12 protein-coding genes are annotated in these 18,266 nt (G+C 53.8%); 2 read left to right on the top strand and 10 right to left on the bottom strand.

Going from position 1 to position 18,266, the window contains the following annotated elements:
* The first annotated feature begins 80 nt into the window (after positions 1-80).
* The gene (locus NSU01_RS27175; RefSeq protein ID WP_076245031.1) at positions 81-1,070 is read left to right on the top strand and encodes a Na/Pi symporter; all 990 of its coding nucleotides are present in this window, start codon (positions 81-83) and stop codon (positions 1,068-1,070) included.
* Positions 1,071-1,158: 88 nt separating this feature from the next.
* On the opposite strand, the gene NSU01_RS27180 is transcribed toward NSU01_RS27175, so the two are convergent.
* From NSU01_RS27180 to NSU01_RS27195, 4 genes are all read right to left on the bottom strand, one after another.
* Positions 1,159-1,986, bottom strand: coding sequence for an energy-coupling factor transporter transmembrane component T (locus NSU01_RS27180; protein ID WP_076245033.1), 828 nt, complete (start codon positions 1,984-1,986; stop codon positions 1,159-1,161).
* The gene (locus NSU01_RS27185; protein ID WP_076245036.1) at positions 1,983-3,689 is read right to left on the bottom strand and encodes an ABC transporter ATP-binding protein; all 1,707 of its coding nucleotides are present in this window, start codon (positions 3,687-3,689) and stop codon (positions 1,983-1,985) included. The genes NSU01_RS27180 and NSU01_RS27185 overlap by 4 nt, the downstream gene beginning before the upstream one ends.
* 97 nt (positions 3,690-3,786) lie before the next feature.
* Positions 3,787-4,356: an ECF-type riboflavin transporter substrate-binding protein gene (locus NSU01_RS27190; protein ID WP_076245038.1), complete on the bottom strand. Its 570-nt coding sequence runs from the start codon at positions 4,354-4,356 to the stop codon at positions 3,787-3,789.
* A 177-nt stretch (positions 4,357-4,533) separates the two neighbouring features.
* Complete coding sequence (locus tag NSU01_RS27195) at positions 4,534-6,786, bottom strand: Ig-like domain-containing protein (protein ID WP_076245040.1); 2,253 nt, start codon at positions 6,784-6,786, stop codon at positions 4,534-4,536.
* A 383-nt stretch (positions 6,787-7,169) separates the two neighbouring features.
* Here NSU01_RS27195 and NSU01_RS27200 point away from each other — a divergent pair, with 383 nt between their 5' ends.
* On the top strand, positions 7,170-8,336 hold the full coding sequence (locus NSU01_RS27200; RefSeq protein WP_042139447.1) for an acyltransferase: 1,167 nt from the start codon (positions 7,170-7,172) through the stop codon (positions 8,334-8,336).
* Between the two features lie 134 nt (positions 8,337-8,470).
* Here the strand turns inward: NSU01_RS27200 and mtaB are convergent, their stop codons facing one another.
* The 6 genes from mtaB to NSU01_RS27230 all read right to left on the bottom strand — a co-directional run bounded on the left by mtaB (position 8,471) and on the right by NSU01_RS27230 (position 18,214).
* Positions 8,471-9,814: a tRNA (N(6)-L-threonylcarbamoyladenosine(37)-C(2))-methylthiotransferase MtaB gene (gene mtaB / locus NSU01_RS27205; protein ID WP_042139448.1), complete on the bottom strand. Its 1,344-nt coding sequence runs from the start codon at positions 9,812-9,814 to the stop codon at positions 8,471-8,473.
* A gap of 3 nt (positions 9,815-9,817) precedes the next feature.
* Positions 9,818-10,582, bottom strand: coding sequence for an RsmE family RNA methyltransferase (locus NSU01_RS27210; RefSeq protein WP_042139449.1), 765 nt, complete (start codon positions 10,580-10,582; stop codon positions 9,818-9,820).
* A gap of 157 nt (positions 10,583-10,739) precedes the next feature.
* On the bottom strand, positions 10,740-11,423 hold the full coding sequence (locus NSU01_RS27215) for a site-2 protease family protein (protein WP_076245043.1): 684 nt from the start codon (positions 11,421-11,423) through the stop codon (positions 10,740-10,742).
* Between the two features lie 2 nt (positions 11,424-11,425).
* Positions 11,426-12,496 carry a 50S ribosomal protein L11 methyltransferase gene (gene prmA / locus NSU01_RS27220; RefSeq protein ID WP_042139451.1) on the bottom strand — a complete coding sequence of 357 codons (1,071 nt, stop codon included), beginning with the start codon at positions 12,494-12,496 and terminating at the stop codon, positions 11,426-11,428.
* A gap of 214 nt (positions 12,497-12,710) precedes the next feature.
* Positions 12,711-13,280, bottom strand: a complete 570-nt coding sequence (locus NSU01_RS27225; protein ID WP_076245046.1) for a DNA-3-methyladenine glycosylase I — start codon at positions 13,278-13,280, stop codon at positions 12,711-12,713.
* 401 nt (positions 13,281-13,681) lie between these two features.
* Entirely contained in the window at positions 13,682-18,214 is a 4,533-nt protein-coding gene (locus NSU01_RS27230) for an S-layer homology domain-containing protein (RefSeq protein ID WP_076245049.1), read from the bottom strand.
* Positions 18,215-18,266 lie beyond the last annotated feature (52 nt).

Below are 18,266 nucleotides of genomic sequence, written 5' to 3' on the forward strand. Positions count from 1 at the left end.
TAGCTCGATTTGTATACATGTCCCATGCAATGCCTTCATATATTGGTGTACAACCCCCGTCCAAAAAGGAGCCTGTCCTTATGATCCGTGACCTGCTGTTCCCTGTCATTTATGGCCTTGTCATCTTTCTCGCCGGCATGAAGGTGATGGAAGCCTCATTGTCGCGGCTCGCCGGCCCGCTGCTAACCCGGAGTCTGCATAAGGCAACCTCTACGCCGGCCAAAGGCCTGATTGCCAGCAGCCTGCTGTCCGCGCTGCTGCAGAGCAGCACGGCCGTAACCGTGCTGACCATCGGTATGGTCAATGCCGGGCTGCTGACCTATGCCCGGACGCTGGGCATTATCCTCGGCAGCAACATCGGCACCTGCCTGACTACAGAGCTGATCAGCCTGCAGATCAGCACACTGGCAGCGCCGCTGCTGGCCGCCGCGCTATGCCTCTGGGCGGCCGCAGTGATGGCCGGCGAGCTATCCCCGCAGGCATGGCGGCTGGTTGAAGCCTGCCGCCGGATCTCGGGGCCGCTGCAATTCATCTGCCTCGCGGTGGCCGGCTTCGCCCTGGTCCTGTGGGGCATCGCGGTCATGCAGTCGGTCGGCCCCGCCCTTGAAGGCAGCGAATTGTTCCGCTGGTTCCTCGGGCATGCCGCCACAAGCGCACTGTGGGGACTGGCAGCAGGTGCCGTGCTGACCGCGATGGTGCACAGCAGCGCGGCGGTGATCGGCATGGCGATGGGCCTCGCGACCAGCGGCGTCATGCCGCCGGAGCTGGGAATCGCCATCGTGCTGGGCGCGAATATCGGCACCTGCGTCACGACCGTAATCGCCGCCATCGGCAGCACGCCGTCCGGCGTATTCGTTGCCTGGTCGCATGTGGCGCTCAATGTCGGCGGCGCCCTGCTCTTCCTGCCCTTCATCGGACCGCTGCAGTCACTCTCTGCCTGGATCGGCGGCGGACCTGCCGCACAGCTCGCCCATGCCCAGACCATCTTCAATGTTGTGTGCTCGCTAGGGGTACTGCCGCTGTGCTACCTGCCCGTATGGACCAGGCTGGAGCAGCGGCTTCAGCTCTAATCCATACCGTCCGGCCAGGATTACAACTGTCTTATTATACTTCAATCCGCCCCGCAGTTCTACGGAAGCTCCACTTCCAGCATCCCCCTCAGAAAATACTATAAAACCGCGAGCCGTCATAAAAAGTAATAATCGTCGCGGCTGCGGCTATCCCCACCATCAGACACAGCGCAGCATAGTCGCTGCGGGTAAACGGCCGGGCCCGGTACCAGGTCCGGGTGCGGCCAGTTCCGAAGCCGCGCAGCTCCATCGCGGTGCTGATCTTCTCGATCCGCTCGATACTGGTCAGAATCAGCGGCAGCAGAATGGATACGATGTTCTTCAGCCGCTTAGGCAGCTTCTCCTTGCGGGAGATATCAATGCCCCGCGCCTGTGCCGAGAATGAGATATTCTCATAATCCTGCTGGATGTCGGGGATATAGCGCAAGGCCAGTGAAACGGAATAAGCGATCTTGTAATTGACCCCGACCCGGTTCAGCGAGGCGGCGAATTCACTCGGATCTGTCGTCAGCAGGAACAGCAGCGCCATCGGAATGACCACGGCATACTTCAGAGCGATATTGAATTGGTAGAAAAGCTGCTCCGCCGTCAGCGTATAACGTCCGGCGAGATGCAGCAGATCATGCCGGGTGCCATAGATTCGTGTACCTTCCAGCGGTGAGAAGGCAAAGATCGCGATGTGATTCAGCAGGAAGAAGAGCAGAATGAAGTAGAGCACAAAGGCATATTCCTGAAACCGGACCCGTGAAATGCGGAATACGGCCAGGCTGAAGAGCAGCATCAGCAGCAGGCAGCGGGTATCGTAGGTAATCATGGCAGAGACCGACCACACGGCAAAAATAATCAGCTTCGTTGCCCCCGTCAACCGGTGCACCGGAGAATCCTGTTTGGTATAGGTTAGCATCTTAGCTTTCATCCGCGCCGGTTCCCCCTGTCATATTCGATAAACCGCCGGACAAATTCCACAGGCTGGTTAAGTCCCGCCTTCACTGCCAGAGCAAACAGTGATGTCTCCTTCAGGTTGGCGCTGCTCACAATATCCCGGTCCGTCAGAATCACCTCCGGCCGGGCATCCGCCAGCTTCCTGCCCTCCGCCAGCACAATCGTCCGCTCCGCGTACTCCAGCATCAGGTGCATATCATGGGTAATCATAATCACCGTAATCCCGGAGCTGCCGAGTCCGCGCAGAAACTCCATAATCTCGTTATAGTGCCGGTAATCCTGTCCGGCGGTGGGTTCATCCAGAAGGAGCACCTCCGGCTCCAGCACCAGGATGGAGGCAATGGTCACCCGTTTCTTCTGCCCGTAGCTGAGCGCTGAAACCGGCCATTCGCGGAACTCATACAGTCCGCAAATCCGGAGGACCTTATGTACCCGCCCGCGTATCTCTTCTTCCGCGAAGCCCCGCAGCTTAAGTCCGAGGGCAACCTCGTCATAGATCAGCGTCATGGAGATCATATGATTCGGATTCTGCATCACGAAGCCGATATGCTCTGCCCGCTCCTTGATCGTATCCGTTGCCAGATCCCGCCCGTTCAGCAGAATACTTCCCGCTGACGGCTTGTAGAACCCGCAAATCAGCTTCGACACCGTTGATTTGCCCGCACCGTTCCTACCGGCAATGCATAGCATCTCGCCGCGGCGGACGCTGAAGGACAACCCCTGCAGCACCTTCGCCTGCTTGTCATAGCCAAAGGTAAGATCCCGCAGCTCAAGCAGCACAGGTGCTGCTTCCTCCTCCTGCGGTACTTCACTGGCCTCATACCAGGCGCGGAGCCTGGCGGCTCCGGTCTCCAGCCTGATCCCGTCCAGATGCTGCGGGTTCATCTCCGGTGTAATCTCGCAGCCGGCATATTTGAGCGCAGTAAGATAGAGCGGCTCCCGGAGGCCTGACTCTGCAAGCAGCGGTGAACTCAGCAGCTGCGCAGCCGGCAGGTCCGCCGCAATCAATCCTTCATTCATGACAATGATCCGGTCCACCGGCCGGTGCAGCACTTCCTCCAGCCGGTGCTCGATAATAATGACCGTATTGCCGGTCTCACGCTGCACCCGGTCGATCAGCTCAATCGCCCCTGTTCCCGTATAGGGATCAAGGCTGGCCAGCGGCTCATCGAACAGCAGGACGTCCACATTACTGACCAGGACCCCGGCCAGCATGGTCTTCTGCTTCTGTCCGCCGGACAGCTCCTGCGGAGAAGCTGTCAGCAGCTCCTGAATATCGACCGCTCTTGCCGCAGCTTCTACCCGCTCATGCATCTCCCGCACCGGAACCGCTGCATTCTCCAGACTGAAGGCAATATCTTCGCCTACGGTCAGGCCGACAAACTGCCCGTCCGGGTCCTGCAGCACAGTCCCCACCACCTCCGACAGGCCGGCAATCCCCAGCTCCTTCGTGTCTGTCCCTTTAACGGTAAGAGTACCGCTTATTTCGCCCGGATACGCAAAAGGAATCAGGCCATTGATGCAATGGGCCAAGGTGCTTTTGCCTGACCCGGAGGGCCCGACAATCAGAATCTTCTCGCCTTCATGAATCTTCAGGTTAATCTTATGCAGTGTAGGTTCCTGCTGGGCCCTGTATTTAAAGGTGAAATCGGTGAATTCTATAACCGTTTTGCTCATGGGTAACCTTCCTCATATGCTGATTTACGTATCCTAACTGACCCGCTCAAACAGAAAGGCCGGTGACGGGCACCGGCCTTTCTGTTTGAATTATATATTATTGCAGTCTTTTCAGGCTACCCTGTTTCGTTCTTGTCTTGGAGTAGGCAATAGCGAGCAGTGTTCCGATGACCGCCACCGTTACGATGTTGGACGCTCCGGCGATCAGCCCCTGGGTGAAGACCTTGTTAGCCGGTTCCGCGTAGATGAGAATGTCCAGCACCGGCGCTACCAGGAACCAGGCAATGGCGTTGGCAACAATCTGCGCGAAATTGAAGGCTATAATCTCCTTCCGGCCGAACTCACCGTCCCTGATCGCTATTCTGGCTGCCAGCAGCCCGATAATCAGCCCGACCAGTCCCGAGGAGATGACCCAGCTGAACCAAGGGGAGCCATAGAATATCGCATCCTTCAGTGTGTGCCCGATCAGTCCGATGAAGAGCCCTGCAACCGGTCCGTACAGCAGCGCAAACAGCGCCAGAAGTGCGTATGTAGTCTCAATGTTGGTATTCGGGATACCCGAAGGAATGGAACCGAACCTCCCCAGTATTACGAATAACGGCGAACCGATGCCGATTGCCACAATCGTTTGAATGGATAATGCCTTGTGCTTAGCCACCTGCTTCATCTCCCTTAATGGACTTTATACTATGCTTTTCCGAATTATACATCGGTTTACTCGGGATTACTATAGGGGAGAGCAAATTAATATCCGAAACTGTTACACAATAAAAGACCTGAACACCGCCCAGAGGCAAATGTTCAGGTCTGATGATCATGCTTAAGGATAGCAGGCAGTACTGTACTATTTCACAGTAACTGATACCGTCACGGTCTTCGTGCCCAGCTTGCCTTTAACCGAAGTGGTTCCTTTGCTTACCGCTGTAATCTGCCCGGAGGAATTCACTTTAGCCACAGAAGGTTTGGAACTGGTCCAGACTACGTTTCCTGTGACAATAGCGCTCTTGCCTGTATCATACAGTGCGGTTACAACTACGCTTTTGCCTGCACCCGGAGCAAGAATCAGCTTATTCTCACTGACCGTAATCTTCATTAGCTTCGGCACCACTGAGATTTTGACGGTGGCAGGAATTCCCTGATAGGAACCGCTCAAGGTTACTGTACCTTCCGTAATCGCTTTGACTGACGTTCCCTTCACAGAAGCAACTTCCGGATTTGACGATACCCAGTTCATTCCGCCCGAGAAGTTCGCAGTTTTGCCGTTCGAAAAATATCCGGTGACCTTAATCGTTTTGGAGCCTTTGATATTCATCTCAAGCACAGCCGGTTCTACGACAAGCTTCACAACCTTCTGCTCAATCGTTACCGGAACACTGATCGTCTTATTAGAATATGTTCCTTTGAGTGTTGCCGAGCCTTTGACCAGACCTTTAATGGTCTTGGCAGCTGCCGATTGCTTGAGAACCGCGTTGCTTCCGCCTAGTTCCCAGACAATAGTGTCTGTCACATCGAGCTCATCACCGTTCTCCAGTACGGCCTGAACCGCCGGGAGCGGCGTTTCTTCACCGATGACCAGACCCAGTGCATCTTCCGGTCCAATCAGAACAAGCACTTTATTCTTAACTGTAACTTTGAGCTCAACGGTCTTGGAGCGGATCGCAGTAGCAGAACCTGCAGTTACTGCACCTGCTTTGATCTTGCCCGTCAGGGTAGCTGTGCCTGCCTTGCCGCCGGTAAGCTTCCCGTCCTTAATCGAGACAATCTCTTCATTGGCGGAGGTCCACTCGATTTCATCGCTGATATCCAGCTTGGTTCCGTCATATTTCGTTCCGCTTACCTTCGGCAAGCCGGCGGAGTCTGCTGTGTATATTTCCTGTTCTGTCTTCTCGAGGGTCAGCTCCGTCAGGGTTGGATAGACCGTTACCTTGAAGGTTTTACTGATTCCGAGGTGATCTGCTTTGATGACAGAAGTTCCTACCGCTTTGCCTGTCACTGTAGCAAAAGCATTGCTGGCATCGGTAACATTGGCAACTACCGTAGCTGCCATCAGGTTGTCCGAGGTCCAGGTAGCTGACGCCGTTTCGTTCGTGGTCGAATTGACCGCATTACGCATCTTTGCCGTTACATTTAGACTTTCTCCCAGGAAAATAGACTGGTCGCCGGATGGTGTCAGCAGGAGCGCTTCATAAGGCGCCCGCACATAGACGTCAACGGACTGTTCCACACCCAGGTAGCTTGCTGTAATGACAGCCTTACCCACGCCATGAATAGTAATCATGCCGTCTTTTACTGTAGCTACGCTCTCGCTTGAGCTGCTCCAATCTGCCTCTTTCTCGATAGGGAGCTCATCACTCACCGCTGTAGCTTTGGTTACTGCTTTCAGCTGCACCGGGTTGTCTCCAACCAGCATTTCAAGCTCTTTGACTTCCGCACCGCTCACTTTGTCTTTAAGCATGATTGCCGAATAAGGAAGCTCCACAACCGCCTTGAAAGTCTCGGTTAATCCCTTGTACTTGGCAGTAACTGTCGCCGTTCCTTCGCCAACCAGCGTAATCTTACCCTCTGTAATTGTCAGTACGCCTGAATTCGAGCTGCTCCAGTCGGCGTCCTTCGTCACATTTTTCTCTTCAGTGGCTGATTCGCCGCCCTTGGCCGTTGCGGTAACCAGGAGTGAGGCTTCTTTGTCTCCTAGTTTATAGCTGCCCTCCGTGCTGCGTTTCAGTGTCAGATCTTTATACGGATACGTAACAGATACCTCAACAGTATCTACCGCATTATTACTATAAGTAGCTGTAATCATTGCCGTCCCGTAAGTAAGCGGCTTGATCTGACCGTTAATTACGCTGACAACTTCATTCTTGGAGGAGGTCCATGTGGCGGATGCCGTCACATCCCTCTTGGAGGAAGAGCCTTCTACATTGGCATATACCTTAAGCTGCTTCGGTGTCTGGCCAACGGTTAGCTCTATTTTGTCAGAGCTGTCGATTTCAATAGAGTTGATGTCTCCAGCAGCGGCAAAGACGTTTACCGGAAAAGCTGCAGCAACGAGCAATATCATAATGAGGAGCGTTTTTGTCATTTTCCTGTACACGGTCATCTGTTCTCTCCTTAGACGGTCTTATTATCGGTGGCCTTTTACCACACTCTTCCACTATATCGACAAATGGAGCCCAAGTCTTTACCCCATTTTCAGTTAATTTTCAGTTTCTGCTGAATTCAGGTCTTTATAACTATAAAAATTGTGCTCTATATCTATACATTTAGTCCGGCAGGCAACCGCCAAAGGAAGTAGATAAAATACCTAATTTGCACCATTGTCTGAAATTTACATTTCCGATATGGTATTTTATAACATCCTCACTCTATGTATCTCCCCATCCGCATTTACTTCAACGAGAGTCTCTGCCTACTTCCTATAACAGTGTATTGCGTATGATCATTCATTAGGGTTCGCGGATAACAATTCAGAGGAGGATTATCATGAAGCGGCTTGCTCAACTGGATTCCATACGCGGACTGGCTTCGCTGTCTGTTGTGCTTCATCATCTGTGGCAGTCAGCTCCGGTATTGCCGGCTGTATTCTATTATTCTCCGGCCCGGATCTTCATCGGCGGCCATCAGGCCGTCATCCTCTTCTTCATCCTTAGCGGCTTCGTACTCGCCCTACCGTTCCTGAGTGGCAAAACTGCCCCGTATTCCGCCTACATCATCAAACGGATCTGCCGGATCTATCTTCCCTATCTTGCGGCCCTGATCCTTGCTGTCATTGCCGCCAGCCTGCTGCATAACAAGTCAGAGAGTCAAGTGGGTTCATTCTTCTACTTTTTCTGGCAGAGCGGGTTCAGCCTGCGGCTGATCGCCGAGCATCTGACGCTGCTCACCAACTTCAATACCAACGCCTACAATACCGTCATCTGGTCTTTGCTCCATGAGATGAGGATCTCCCTGATTTTCCCGCTGCTGATGCTCCTTGTGCTCAGGCGCGGCCTGGTGTTCAATCTCCTCATCTGCCTCCTGCTGAACATGGCCAGCGCAGCCAATGATATCTTCGGCCTGGAGTCCAGCAGAGGATTTCACACCTCATATATGGACACCGTCTATTACACCCCGTTCTTCATCATCGGCGCCTTGCTGGCCAAACACAGGGCTGAACTGATGAGCCTCTGCCGGCGTGCCGGACAGCTGTACAAGGCGGCCGGCCTGGCCGCAGCCATCCTGCTCTATGCCTACTCCCGTCTCCTCTCCGACAAAATTCATCTGCCGTTCAACCGCGTTATCGACGACTATGGGATCACTCTGGCTGTGGCATTCTTCATCATCCTGGCACTTACTTCAGCGCAGCTGATCAAGCTGCTCTCGCTGAACTTCATCAGCTTCCTTGGTAAAATCTCATACAGTCTCTATCTCTACCATTTCATCGTATTCCTCACTCTGGCCTACACCATCCAGCCTTATATCCCCTACTGGCTGTTCGGCCTGCTTACACTGGCTCTTAGCATTCTGGCGGCTACAGCAAGCTATTATGGGGTGGAGAAGCCGGCTATGGCTCTCGGACGGCATCTCAGCAGCTATGTCACCAGGCCCCGGGCGGGACGTTCCGCGCTGCACAAGGCACCTGAAGCTGAGGCTGTGACGCAGCAGATCTGATTTCTTGATACCGGCAGGCGGTTTGGGTCAGTAGACTAGTCAGCTATCGATCAGGAAGCAAAAAAAGGGGAGCCCTTAGAGCCGTTACCGGCTCTTGGAGGCATCCCCTGAGTGTTGTTCATATTTGCGTACGCTTACGCGCGGCGCGGTTCTGCTGTGGCTCTGCTCACACTGACAAGCTCACCGCGGCATTCATTTACACCAGCTTCTGTCACCTTCACCTCGCAGAGCTCGCCCTGCAGCGAATCATCGCCGCTGAAGAGAATCTGCAGATAGTTGTCGCTGAAGCCGTGCTGAATGCTGCGTCCCGGTGATCCCTTGGCTGCACGCTCAGGAATGACGGACAGTGTTCTGCCGACGAATTTCCGGGCATAAGCCAGCTGCATCTCCTCAGAGAGGTCAATCAGCTGCTGGACACGCTCATTCTTGATCTCTTCATCCACTTGGTTCAGCATCCGTGCTGCAGGCGTACCGGTCCGCTTGGAATACGGGAACACATGCATCTCGGAATAGTTGACCGCCTTCATGAAGTCATAACCGGCGCGGAACATCTCCTCGGTCTCGCCCGGGAAGCCGACGATAACATCGGTTGTAATGCCAACATCCGGCATCGCCTGGCGGATCAGCTGCATTTTGGCATAATACTCTTCGGTCGTATATTTACGGCGCATGGCCTTCAGCACGTCGTTATGACCGGCCTGCAGCGGAATATGCAGATGGCGGCACATCTTGGAGCTGCGGTTCAGCACCTCAAGCAGCTTGTCATCAATCTGGCTGGCTTCAATCGAGCTGATGCGGACCCGCTCCAGGCCATCCACCTGATCCAGCTCCCACAAGAGATCGGCCAGACGGTAATTCTCCAGATCATCGCCGTAGCCCCCGGTATGAATCCCGGTCAGGACAAACTCTTTATATCCCGCCTCCACAAGCTGACGTGCCTGGGCGACAATCGATTTCGGATCACGGCTGCGCGACAGCCCGCGCGACCAGGGAATGATGCAGAAGGTGCAGAAGTTATTGCAGCCGTCCTGAATCTTCATGAATGCACGCGTCCGGTCAGCGAATCCGGGAACATCCAGCTCCTCGAACTCCCGGGTCTTCATAATGTTGCGGACCGCATTCACGGGCTGGCGTGATTCCTGGATATTCTTCACATGGGTCATGATCTGCTCGCGGTCCTGGTTGCCGATGACCAGATCGACGCCGGGGATGTCGAGAATCTCTCCGGGCGAGGTCTGCGCATAGCAGCCGGTTACAGCGACGATCGCTTCAGGATTGCGGCGCACCGCGCGGCGGATCATCTGCCGGCTTTTTTTGTCGCCCGTATTGGTCACCGTACAGGTGTTGATGAGGTAGACATCGGCGGAACCTTCGAAATCAACCTGCTCGTAACCTTCATTTTTGAATAGCTGCCAGATGGCTTCTGTGTCGTAGAAATTGACTTTACAACCTAAAGTATAAAATGCTACGGATGGCATTGTTTAAGCTCCCCCCATTTCTCCGGATTCATATAGAATGCAGGCGGCGGCGACCATACCTGCGGTTTCACAGCGCAGAATGCGTGCTCCCAGGCCTACGGAGACCGCACCGGCCTCTTCGGCAGAGCGGCATTCCTCCGGACTGAAGCCGCCTTCCGGTCCGACAACAATCATTACCTTCGCAGTAGAATCCTGCGGCAGCGAGGACAGCCAAGGCGCGGCTGCGCTGCGGAGCTGCAGCCCTTCTTCTTTTTCATAACAGAAATAGACCGCGTCATACTCACTGAAGCTCTTCAGCAGCAGCTTCCAGCTAAGCGGCGAATGCACTTCCGGAACGATATTCCGGTGAGCTTGTTCAGCGGCCTCCTTGCAGATTTTGCGCCAGCGCTCTACCCGCTTGCTCTCCTTGCGTTCATCATACTGCACAATCGTCCGCTCGGAGAGGAACGGGGTGAAGGCAACCGCACCGATCTCGGTACATTTCTGGATCACCGTCTCCAGCTTGTCCCCCTTCGGCAGGCTCTGGGCTACAGTAATCTTAATCCGCGGCTCGTGGGTCATAGCCAGGTTCTCCAGTATGCTCACGGTTACGAGGCCAATCTCTATTTCAGCGATCTCAGCCAATGCCTCGCGGGAAACGCCGTCGCTGACGATCAGCTTATCCCCTGCCTTGCCGCGCATCACCTTGGCAATATGCCGGGCATCTTCGCCGTCAATGCTTACCTTATCTTGGCCGAACTGCGCCGGTGTTACGAAATAACGCTGCATCTTTTATCATCATCCTGTCCGTTATTCAGCGTAAAAGCGGCGGCGTTCCCGTCAAATCAGGTCCCGGCCGCCGCTTCACTCACATGATTAAACCTCGAAAATACCACATTATATTGTACAACGTTTAGAGCTGCATGAACATCCCTCAATCTGAATTCTAGCCGCCGAATAATCCGTAAAAGAATTGCACGGCTCCGGCGCTCATTTGATTGGCCCAGTTATCCAGCGGTGTAATCGTGTAGGCACGCAGACCCGGGATAAACAGAATCAGCAAAAAGATGAAGACCGCCCACTGCTCATACTGCTGCAGTCTCCCGCGGATCGGACGAGGAGCCAGATCCTCCACGATCCGGTAACCATCCAGCGGAGGCAGGGGAATCAGGTTGAACAGGAACAGGAAGAAGTTAAGTTGAATGAAAATGCCGAAGAACCAGTAAATAGCCTGAAGCACGCGGTCATTGCTGATAGACTCCAGCACTCCGGTCGCAGCCAGAGCCGAATAAATCATTGCTCCGAGGAACCCCAGCAGCAGATTGCTGATCGGACCGACCGCAGATACGATAACGCCCATCAGACGGGGGCGGCTGAAATTGTCACGGTTGACCGGAACCGGCCGCGCCCAGCCGAATCCGGCGACCACAAGCAGAATAATTCCGAAGAAATCGAAATGCACCGCCGGGTTCAGGGTCATACGGCCGATCAGGCGTGCTGTCGGGTCCCCGAACTTATTCGCAAAGTAAGCATGGCTAAACTCATGTACTGTAAAGGCGATCAGCAGGGTAATGAGCAGGAACGGAAGCTGTTCCAGCGGCATTCGTATAAAGCTTTGCAGAAATTCCATCTCTACCTCTTTCCGGCTGTGAACGCCACCCAATCTTCTTCACGGGTTACTTCTATAATCTCGAAACCGGAAGACTTCAGCGCTTCCGCTACAAGTCCTTCCTTATCCTTGTAAATACCGGAGGTGATGTAGATTCCTTCCGGCTGGAGTGCACGGTACACATCATCTGTGAACAGCACAATAATCTCGGCCAGAATATTCGCTACAACAACCCGCACCGGCAGGGTAACTCCCAGTCCCTCAGCAGCCGGAGCAGCGGCAGGAATAGCTGCTTCCTGTCCAGCCTGTTCAGCAGTATAGCCCGGTCTGGCCGAAGGCCACATATCTCCGGCTGTAGTATCTGCCGCCCGTTCTCCGCCGAGCAGGGAGAGCAGATCGCTCTCCTTAACCGTGATGGCAGCCTCAAGCCGGTTCAGCGCCACATTCTCACGGGCACTCTCCACCGCCACCGGGTCGAGATCCAGGGCGAGAACGGATTTCGCGCCCAGCAGCACAGCGCCTACGGCAAGGATGCCGGAGCCTGTGCCGACATCAATTACTTCATCGCCGCTGGCGATATGCTTCTCAAGCGCGCGCAGGCACAGCGCCGTCGTCGGGTGCGTCCCCGTTCCGAAGGCCATGCCGGGGTCGAGCTCGATAATCTTTTCGTCCGGGGAGGCCGGGGTATATTCTTCCCATGTAGGCTTAATGGTCAGCCGTTCCGAGACGCGCAGCGGCTTGAAGTACTGCTTCCAGGCATGGGCCCACTCATCCTCATCCACCGTCTTCCAGGAGATCAGTGCTTTGCCGGGATCGATCCCGAACCCTCTCAGCTCTTCCACCCTTGGCGTTACCTCCGCCACAATCTCGTCCATTGCCGCCGTTTCGGCATAATAGCCCTTAATTACCGCTTCCCCCTCGGGGATGTCATTCAGCGGCTCATCGTATAATTCACCATAACGGGTATCCCGTACTTTATTCAGCGTTCCGGATTCCTCAATGGAAACTCCGCCCGCACCGGCCTCATACAGCAGATTGGATATCATCTCCTGTGCTTCCTCCGTTGTATGTACCGTCAGTTCGTGCCATAGCATGTTAGTAAATCCTCCTGAAAGTTTGGTAGCATATGCTCCGTTGGTTCTGCTTCGCAAAACTTGCTTCGAAAGCATACGCTTAGTTATGAGAGCCCAGTCTCCCTGAAATCACTCCGCGTAACTGGATTCGAAAGCGCGGCTTAGTTGTGTGAAGCATATCTAGGATAGTATAGCATTTCTTACCCGTGCAGCGCCAAACTGCGGGTCAGATCCCTTAATCCGTCACACCGGTGCGGCAAAAGCAATCCAGTACATGATCGTCCACCATCCCCGAGGACTGCATGAATGCATAACAAATGGTTGAACCGACAAACTTCATTCCCTTGCGCTTCAACGCCTTGCTCATGCTGTCAGACTGCGGAGTGGTAGCGGGAACCTCCGCTCTGCTCTTCCATTGATTCACCACCGGCGTTCCGCCGATGAAGCTCCAGAGATATTCTCCGAAGCTGCCTTCCTCCCGGACAATCTGCAGATAGGCCTCCGCATTGCGGATGACCGCATTAATCTTCAGCCGGTTGCGGATAATCCCCTCATTCTGCATCAGCTCGGCTATCTTGTCCTCCCCGTACAGCACAATCTTCTGCGGATCGAAGCCATCGAAGGCTTCGCGGAAATTCTCCCGCTTCTTCAGTACCGTATACCAGCTCAGTCCAGCCTGCATGCCCTCCAGCATCAGCAGCTCGAACAGCTTCAGATCATCATATAGCGGCTTGCCCCATTCCTCATCATGATAAGCAATATAAACAGGGTCCTCATTCACCCAGGCGCAGCGTGTTATCGTCAAGTCTTGTTCTCTCCTTATTCACTGAAATGGAAATTCAGGATAGTTGTATTATGTACAATTAAAAACAGCGAAAAGGGATGCTTGGCACTTATAAGTGTAGTCTGTACAACTAAATCTGCCCAATGGGCGATAATCCGTCTACATAGAGCTGTTTAATTGTATGAAATACAACTAAACGGATAATCGGTGGAAAATCAGACGTTTTAGTTGTACAAAGTGCACTTAAGTATACCGCATATCCCGTAATGGGGTCACGGCCAACCCTTTATATTTATCTACTGCGAGATCCGTCCGCCAAATGACGCGCCCGCTAGCTTACGGCATAAAAAGAGCAGCCCCGGCCGGGCTGCTCTTCCTAATTGGACTCGTTTATTCCTATACTCGCTACAAAATGCTGCCTATTATTCCATGAGCTTATCCATAAGGCGGAGGATCATCACTACCGATTCGGCGCGGGAAGCCGGTTCCTCCGGCTTGAACTGTCCATTGCCTTTTCCCGTTACGATACCTGCTCCCGCAAAGGCATTGATAGGCCCTGCTGCCCAGCCCGCAGTGACGTCAGAGAATGGAACACTATCGCTGCTCACATAATTCGTCAGACGGGACAGCATCGTCACCATCTCCGCTCGGGTGATCTCCTGCTTGGGATGGAAGGAGCCATCGGCGTACCCGGTGATCACTCCGTTGTCTTGAAGTGCACTAATGGCTTCCGCGGCCCAATGCCCCCGCGTATCCGAGAAGCCGGTGCCGCCTGAAGGGCTCAGGCCAAAGGTCTTGAACAGCATCGCTGCAAACTCAGCGCGGCTTACTTTGGCGTCAGGGCGGAAGGAACCATCCGCGTAGCCGGTTATAATCCCCATCCGGGCCGCACGTTCAATGAATGCGGCACTCCACAAAGCTGCAGGAGTATCCGGGAATGTCACAGCAGGAGCGGATTGCCCTTTTGCCATGATCGCTTTTACCTTATCAAGATCTACTCTGTCGTTGAACACAGGCTTCGTCACGGTTGGCAATGTTGGCTCCGTAGTTTCAGCCGGTGTCGGCGTTGCTGTAGGTGTCGGCGTTACCGTTGCCGCCTGAGTTGGCGTTGATGTTGGCCTTGGAGTTGCTGCAGGTACGGTGCCACCATCATTGTTGCCTGTAGCCGCCGTTACGGAGGCCTGAATCTCCTTCTTCACTCCTCCGTATGAAACTGTGATCTTTGCCGTTCCTGTACCCACTGCTGTGACTACACCCGCTTCGCTCACAGCTGCAACCGAAGGATTGCCGGTGGCATATTTCGCTTCCAGGGTCTTGAAGGCGCTAGAAAGGTCGGAATACTTTGCCGTTACCGCTATGCTCTGCGTTTGACCTGCCGTCAGGAAGATGGATGCAGGAGTCACCTCCAAGTCTACCACTGCCGGTGCGGAAACCTCCGTAATCACAACCGGTATCGCAATGGACTTGCCTCCGAACGAAGCCGTGACCGTTGCTTCGCCTGCCGCAACGCCCGTGATAAGCCCCTTGTCCGATACAGAAGCAACAGCAGGGTCAGAAGATACCCAAATGACTTGATCCGTAACCACCAGATTCTCTGCATGATCATATACTGCCGTTATTACAGAAGCTGCGGTCTGGCCCACTTGGAGCCTATGAGTACCTGGATCAGCTGTCAGTTTCAGCAGAACAGGAACCGTGCTTTCCGCTTGAACTGTTACAGCAATGCTGACTGCCGGCAAGTTTCCGTATTGTGCCTCGATTGTAGTACCGCCTGCTGCTACCGCGTGAATCACGCCTGTGGCATCTACCGTAGCCACATTGTCATTGGAGGAAGTCCACATCGCTTCATTCGTGACCTCTGCTGTGGACTTATCGCTATACGTAGCGGTGAGAACTGTCGCGCGTTCCTCCCCGGCCTGCAATGTCAGCACTGTAGGCGATACCGCCACGGAAGTCACCGTAAGCTCATCCTTCTTTTCAATAATATAATTGTCTATTAATGCATCGCTTTCTGTAGTACGGGCCTGGATGGAGATTTTGTCATGGCTGACTTGAATGGCAGAATACACCGGAACGTCCTCGTCAAACATGAAGTTGAGATACTCATACTGCTTACCATCGTAGAATTTCCAGCCGGAGGCGCCCCCGTCCAGATAGACCGTCCCGCGCTTGCCGTTTAGCAGCGGCTTTCCTCCATTCATCGGATAGGTGCGCGCATACACATGGTCATGGCCTTCAAGCACCAGGTCTACTTTCAGTTCCTCCAGAACAGGTGCAAAATACGTTTGCGTGTATTCAATTACATTCCCGCGTCCATCTTCGGTATGATAAGCAGGCTTATGGAACATCACAATCTTCCATTTCTTATCACTTGCCTGAAGATCCGCACGCAGCCATTCGGCTTGCTTAGCCATGGTTACTTCGTCCGCCTCAGAGTTCAGCACAATGAAATGCACCTCACCCGAATTGAAGGAATAGGCGTACTCCTTCTGAACGTCCGGGCCGTTCTCCGGCAGATCAAGTCCCTTGGCAAAAATCTCCTTGCCTGCACCTTTAACATCATGATTCCCCATCGTGTAGCCTGAAGGAAGGGAGGAGGCATAGACTGAAGAAGCTTCCCAGAACTGGTTCCACTCATTCAGGATTCCTCCGTCGTCAACCATATCGCCGCCATGCATAATAAACTGGGTGTCCGGATAACGGGTTAAGGAATCACTGATCAGCTGCTGATAGATTTCAAGCCCATTATCTCCTTTGGTATGTGAATCAGTTACGAATACGAAAGAAACGGGAGTTTCCGGTGCTGCATCCAGCGTCTTGTATTCGTACCAGGCACTCCAATGGCCTTCATAGCCCACCCGGTAATGATAAGCCGTACCCGGCTCCAGGCCGGCAACCAATGATTTGTGGAACTTTATTTCACCCAGCGGCCCGCCCTCCACTTCATGGATGACCTCCACTTCGGTAAGTGCAGTCTGCTCTACCGCCTTTGGCTGAGCACTGTCCGGCCCATTGTCCACCCAATCGCTGTTCTTCACATATTGAATCGAAGTTGCTTGAACTCCGGGGGCCGTCTGCCAGCCCACGCTCAGCATCGTACCCATATCTTCGGTAACAAAGGTCTGGACATATTTCGGATCGTCTCCGCCGAACTGGGTCACAACGTTCATGCTGAAGCTCTCACTGGTGCCGCCATCCTTGACCGCCTGCACTTTCCAGGTGCCGACTGCAAGATTGGCCAGCGAAGTATGAATTTCACCCTTGGCATCCGTCAGTCCCAATCCTTCGGTAAGGCTCTTCTGCTGTACATCGGCAGAGGCAATATAGCCTATCCCAGTTCCATCCGGAAGATATACCTTGACGAATCCGGAGGTGCTTCCTGCTGTAGCGAAGAATTGCCCGTTGTTCTCTGCTGTAAGCAGCACGGCGGACGAATGATCAGCGCTTGTATATATACTCGAATTGGCGGCTGTTACCGTCACATAGGTCTGAGGGCCGCTTACATCGGTAAAATCAATCTCCGCCCCTTCAACCGGAGCTCCCGCATGGGTAGTAACGGTGATGATATTCTTCGTTTGCAGGCCCGATCCCTTGACGGTTAAGGCATACGGGAAACCAATCTTATAATTAACGGGAGAAGCAAACGAGCTTACAGCGGTCCCGCTGCCATAACCAAAACTGCCTTCCGCCATGGTGAACTGCTTGTAGGTCTCGCCACGTTCCATTTTTGCGGACCGGCTCACGGCGAAATCGATGCTGGCCAAGGCATCCGCAGAATCTCCCTGCAGTCCTTCTGCGCTAAATTCAACATAACCGCCTGTATTGTCGATGGTGCTCTGGACGTTGCTTAGTCCGTCACGAGCGTGCACAGCCTCCGCCTGCAGCGTCTGCGGGTCGAACTTAATCTTAGTCAACACGTTTGTTGCTCCGCCGGTATTCTTCGCCGCCAGCTTCAACCGGTAAGGCTCGTTGCTGACCGCTTCCTCCGGCCCTTCCAAGGTGAGCATCGCCCCATGCTCAATTGTAAAAGCATACTCCGCTGAAGCCGGATTACCCGCCAGATCCTTCACTTCAGCAACCACTTGATGATAACCGCCATCCAGCGGCACCTCCGGGTGATATGTGATTGCATTAGTATCCAGATCGTAAGCGTAAGCGGCCGGTGCAACGGACTGGCCATCCACAGTTAATTGGATCGAGTCTGGGTCAATGCCCGACTCCGCATCATCCGCCGACAGGATGATGTCGGATACGGGAGCAGTCAAGATTTGATCCGGTGCAGGTGAAACCGGAGCCAGCACGGGAACATCCATATCCTCATCCGCCGGCTCATCATAAATAAGTCTGACGTCATCGATCCAAATGGAGCCTTTGTTCTTTTTGCTCATTTGCCGTTCTTTCATCTGGAAGTAGAACGCCACGGTACCGGGCAGCGTCAGATCACTCCCTATCTCGGCCTCGACATATTTCCAGCCGCTCCAGTCTATCCCTGTCTCTTCGCTCCTCATCTCATACGTTTTGGACTTTCCGGTGGCTGAAACATAGAACTTGGAGGTTAGGCCATGCCCTTCGTTATTGGCGTAAATCCACATGCCGATTTTGTGGGGCGTTCTGCCTGTCAAGGCTAACTGGGTTGCAGGCCCGACTGCAACCTGGGAGGGATTATCGGTTATGCCGATAAAATCATAATCAATCCGCAAGGATTTTGCCCCGTCACGGACGTATTTCGGATCACTTTCAAGCGCCATATTGCCGCTGTAGATGCGCGCACTGTCAAACGTCAAGTCTGCCAGGCTCACCTGTTCAAAATCCTCCAGCATAACGACACCGTTAGGCTCAGCCGGATCCCCATACACGGTCGATGATGAGAAGGAGGGTGGAATGAACGGGATCAACACCGACATTGCCAATATCCCGGTTAATACTCTCTTTACAAGCGGATGCTGCTTACTCACTGCCTGCCACGCTCCTCGTTGTCTGTTCTTGTTCACCTGGGACAAGTTATTC

The sequence above is a fragment of the Paenibacillus sp. FSL H8-0259 genome (assembly GCF_037963255.1).
Lineage (GTDB): Bacteria > Bacillota > Bacilli > Paenibacillales > Paenibacillaceae > Paenibacillus_AQ > Paenibacillus_AQ phytohabitans.

Bases quoted from the DNA above. Each gene is read 5' to 3' on its own strand.
- NSU01_RS27185 (WP_076245036.1), bottom strand. From the start codon at position 3,689: ATGAGCAAAACGGTTATAGAATTCACCGATTTCACCTTTAAATACAGG.
- mtaB (WP_042139448.1), bottom strand. From the start codon at position 9,814: ATGCCATCCGTAGCATTTTATACTTTAGGTTGTAAAGTCAATTTCTAC.
- NSU01_RS27210 (WP_042139449.1), bottom strand. From the start codon at position 10,582: ATGCAGCGTTATTTCGTAACACCGGCGCAGTTCGGCCAAGATAAGGTA.
- NSU01_RS27190 (WP_076245038.1), bottom strand. From the start codon at position 4,356: ATGAAGCAGGTGGCTAAGCACAAGGCATTATCCATTCAAACGATTGTG.
- NSU01_RS27180 (WP_076245033.1), bottom strand. From the start codon at position 1,986: ATGAAAGCTAAGATGCTAACCTATACCAAACAGGATTCTCCGGTGCAC.
- NSU01_RS27195 (WP_076245040.1), bottom strand. From the start codon at position 6,786: ATGACCGTGTACAGGAAAATGACAAAAACGCTCCTCATTATGATATTG.
- NSU01_RS27175 (WP_076245031.1), top strand. From the start codon at position 81: ATGATCCGTGACCTGCTGTTCCCTGTCATTTATGGCCTTGTCATCTTT.
- NSU01_RS27200 (WP_042139447.1), top strand. From the start codon at position 7,170: ATGAAGCGGCTTGCTCAACTGGATTCCATACGCGGACTGGCTTCGCTG.
- prmA (WP_042139451.1), bottom strand. From the start codon at position 12,496: ATGCTATGGCACGAACTGACGGTACATACAACGGAGGAAGCACAGGAG.
- NSU01_RS27215 (WP_076245043.1), bottom strand. From the start codon at position 11,423: ATGGAATTTCTGCAAAGCTTTATACGAATGCCGCTGGAACAGCTTCCG.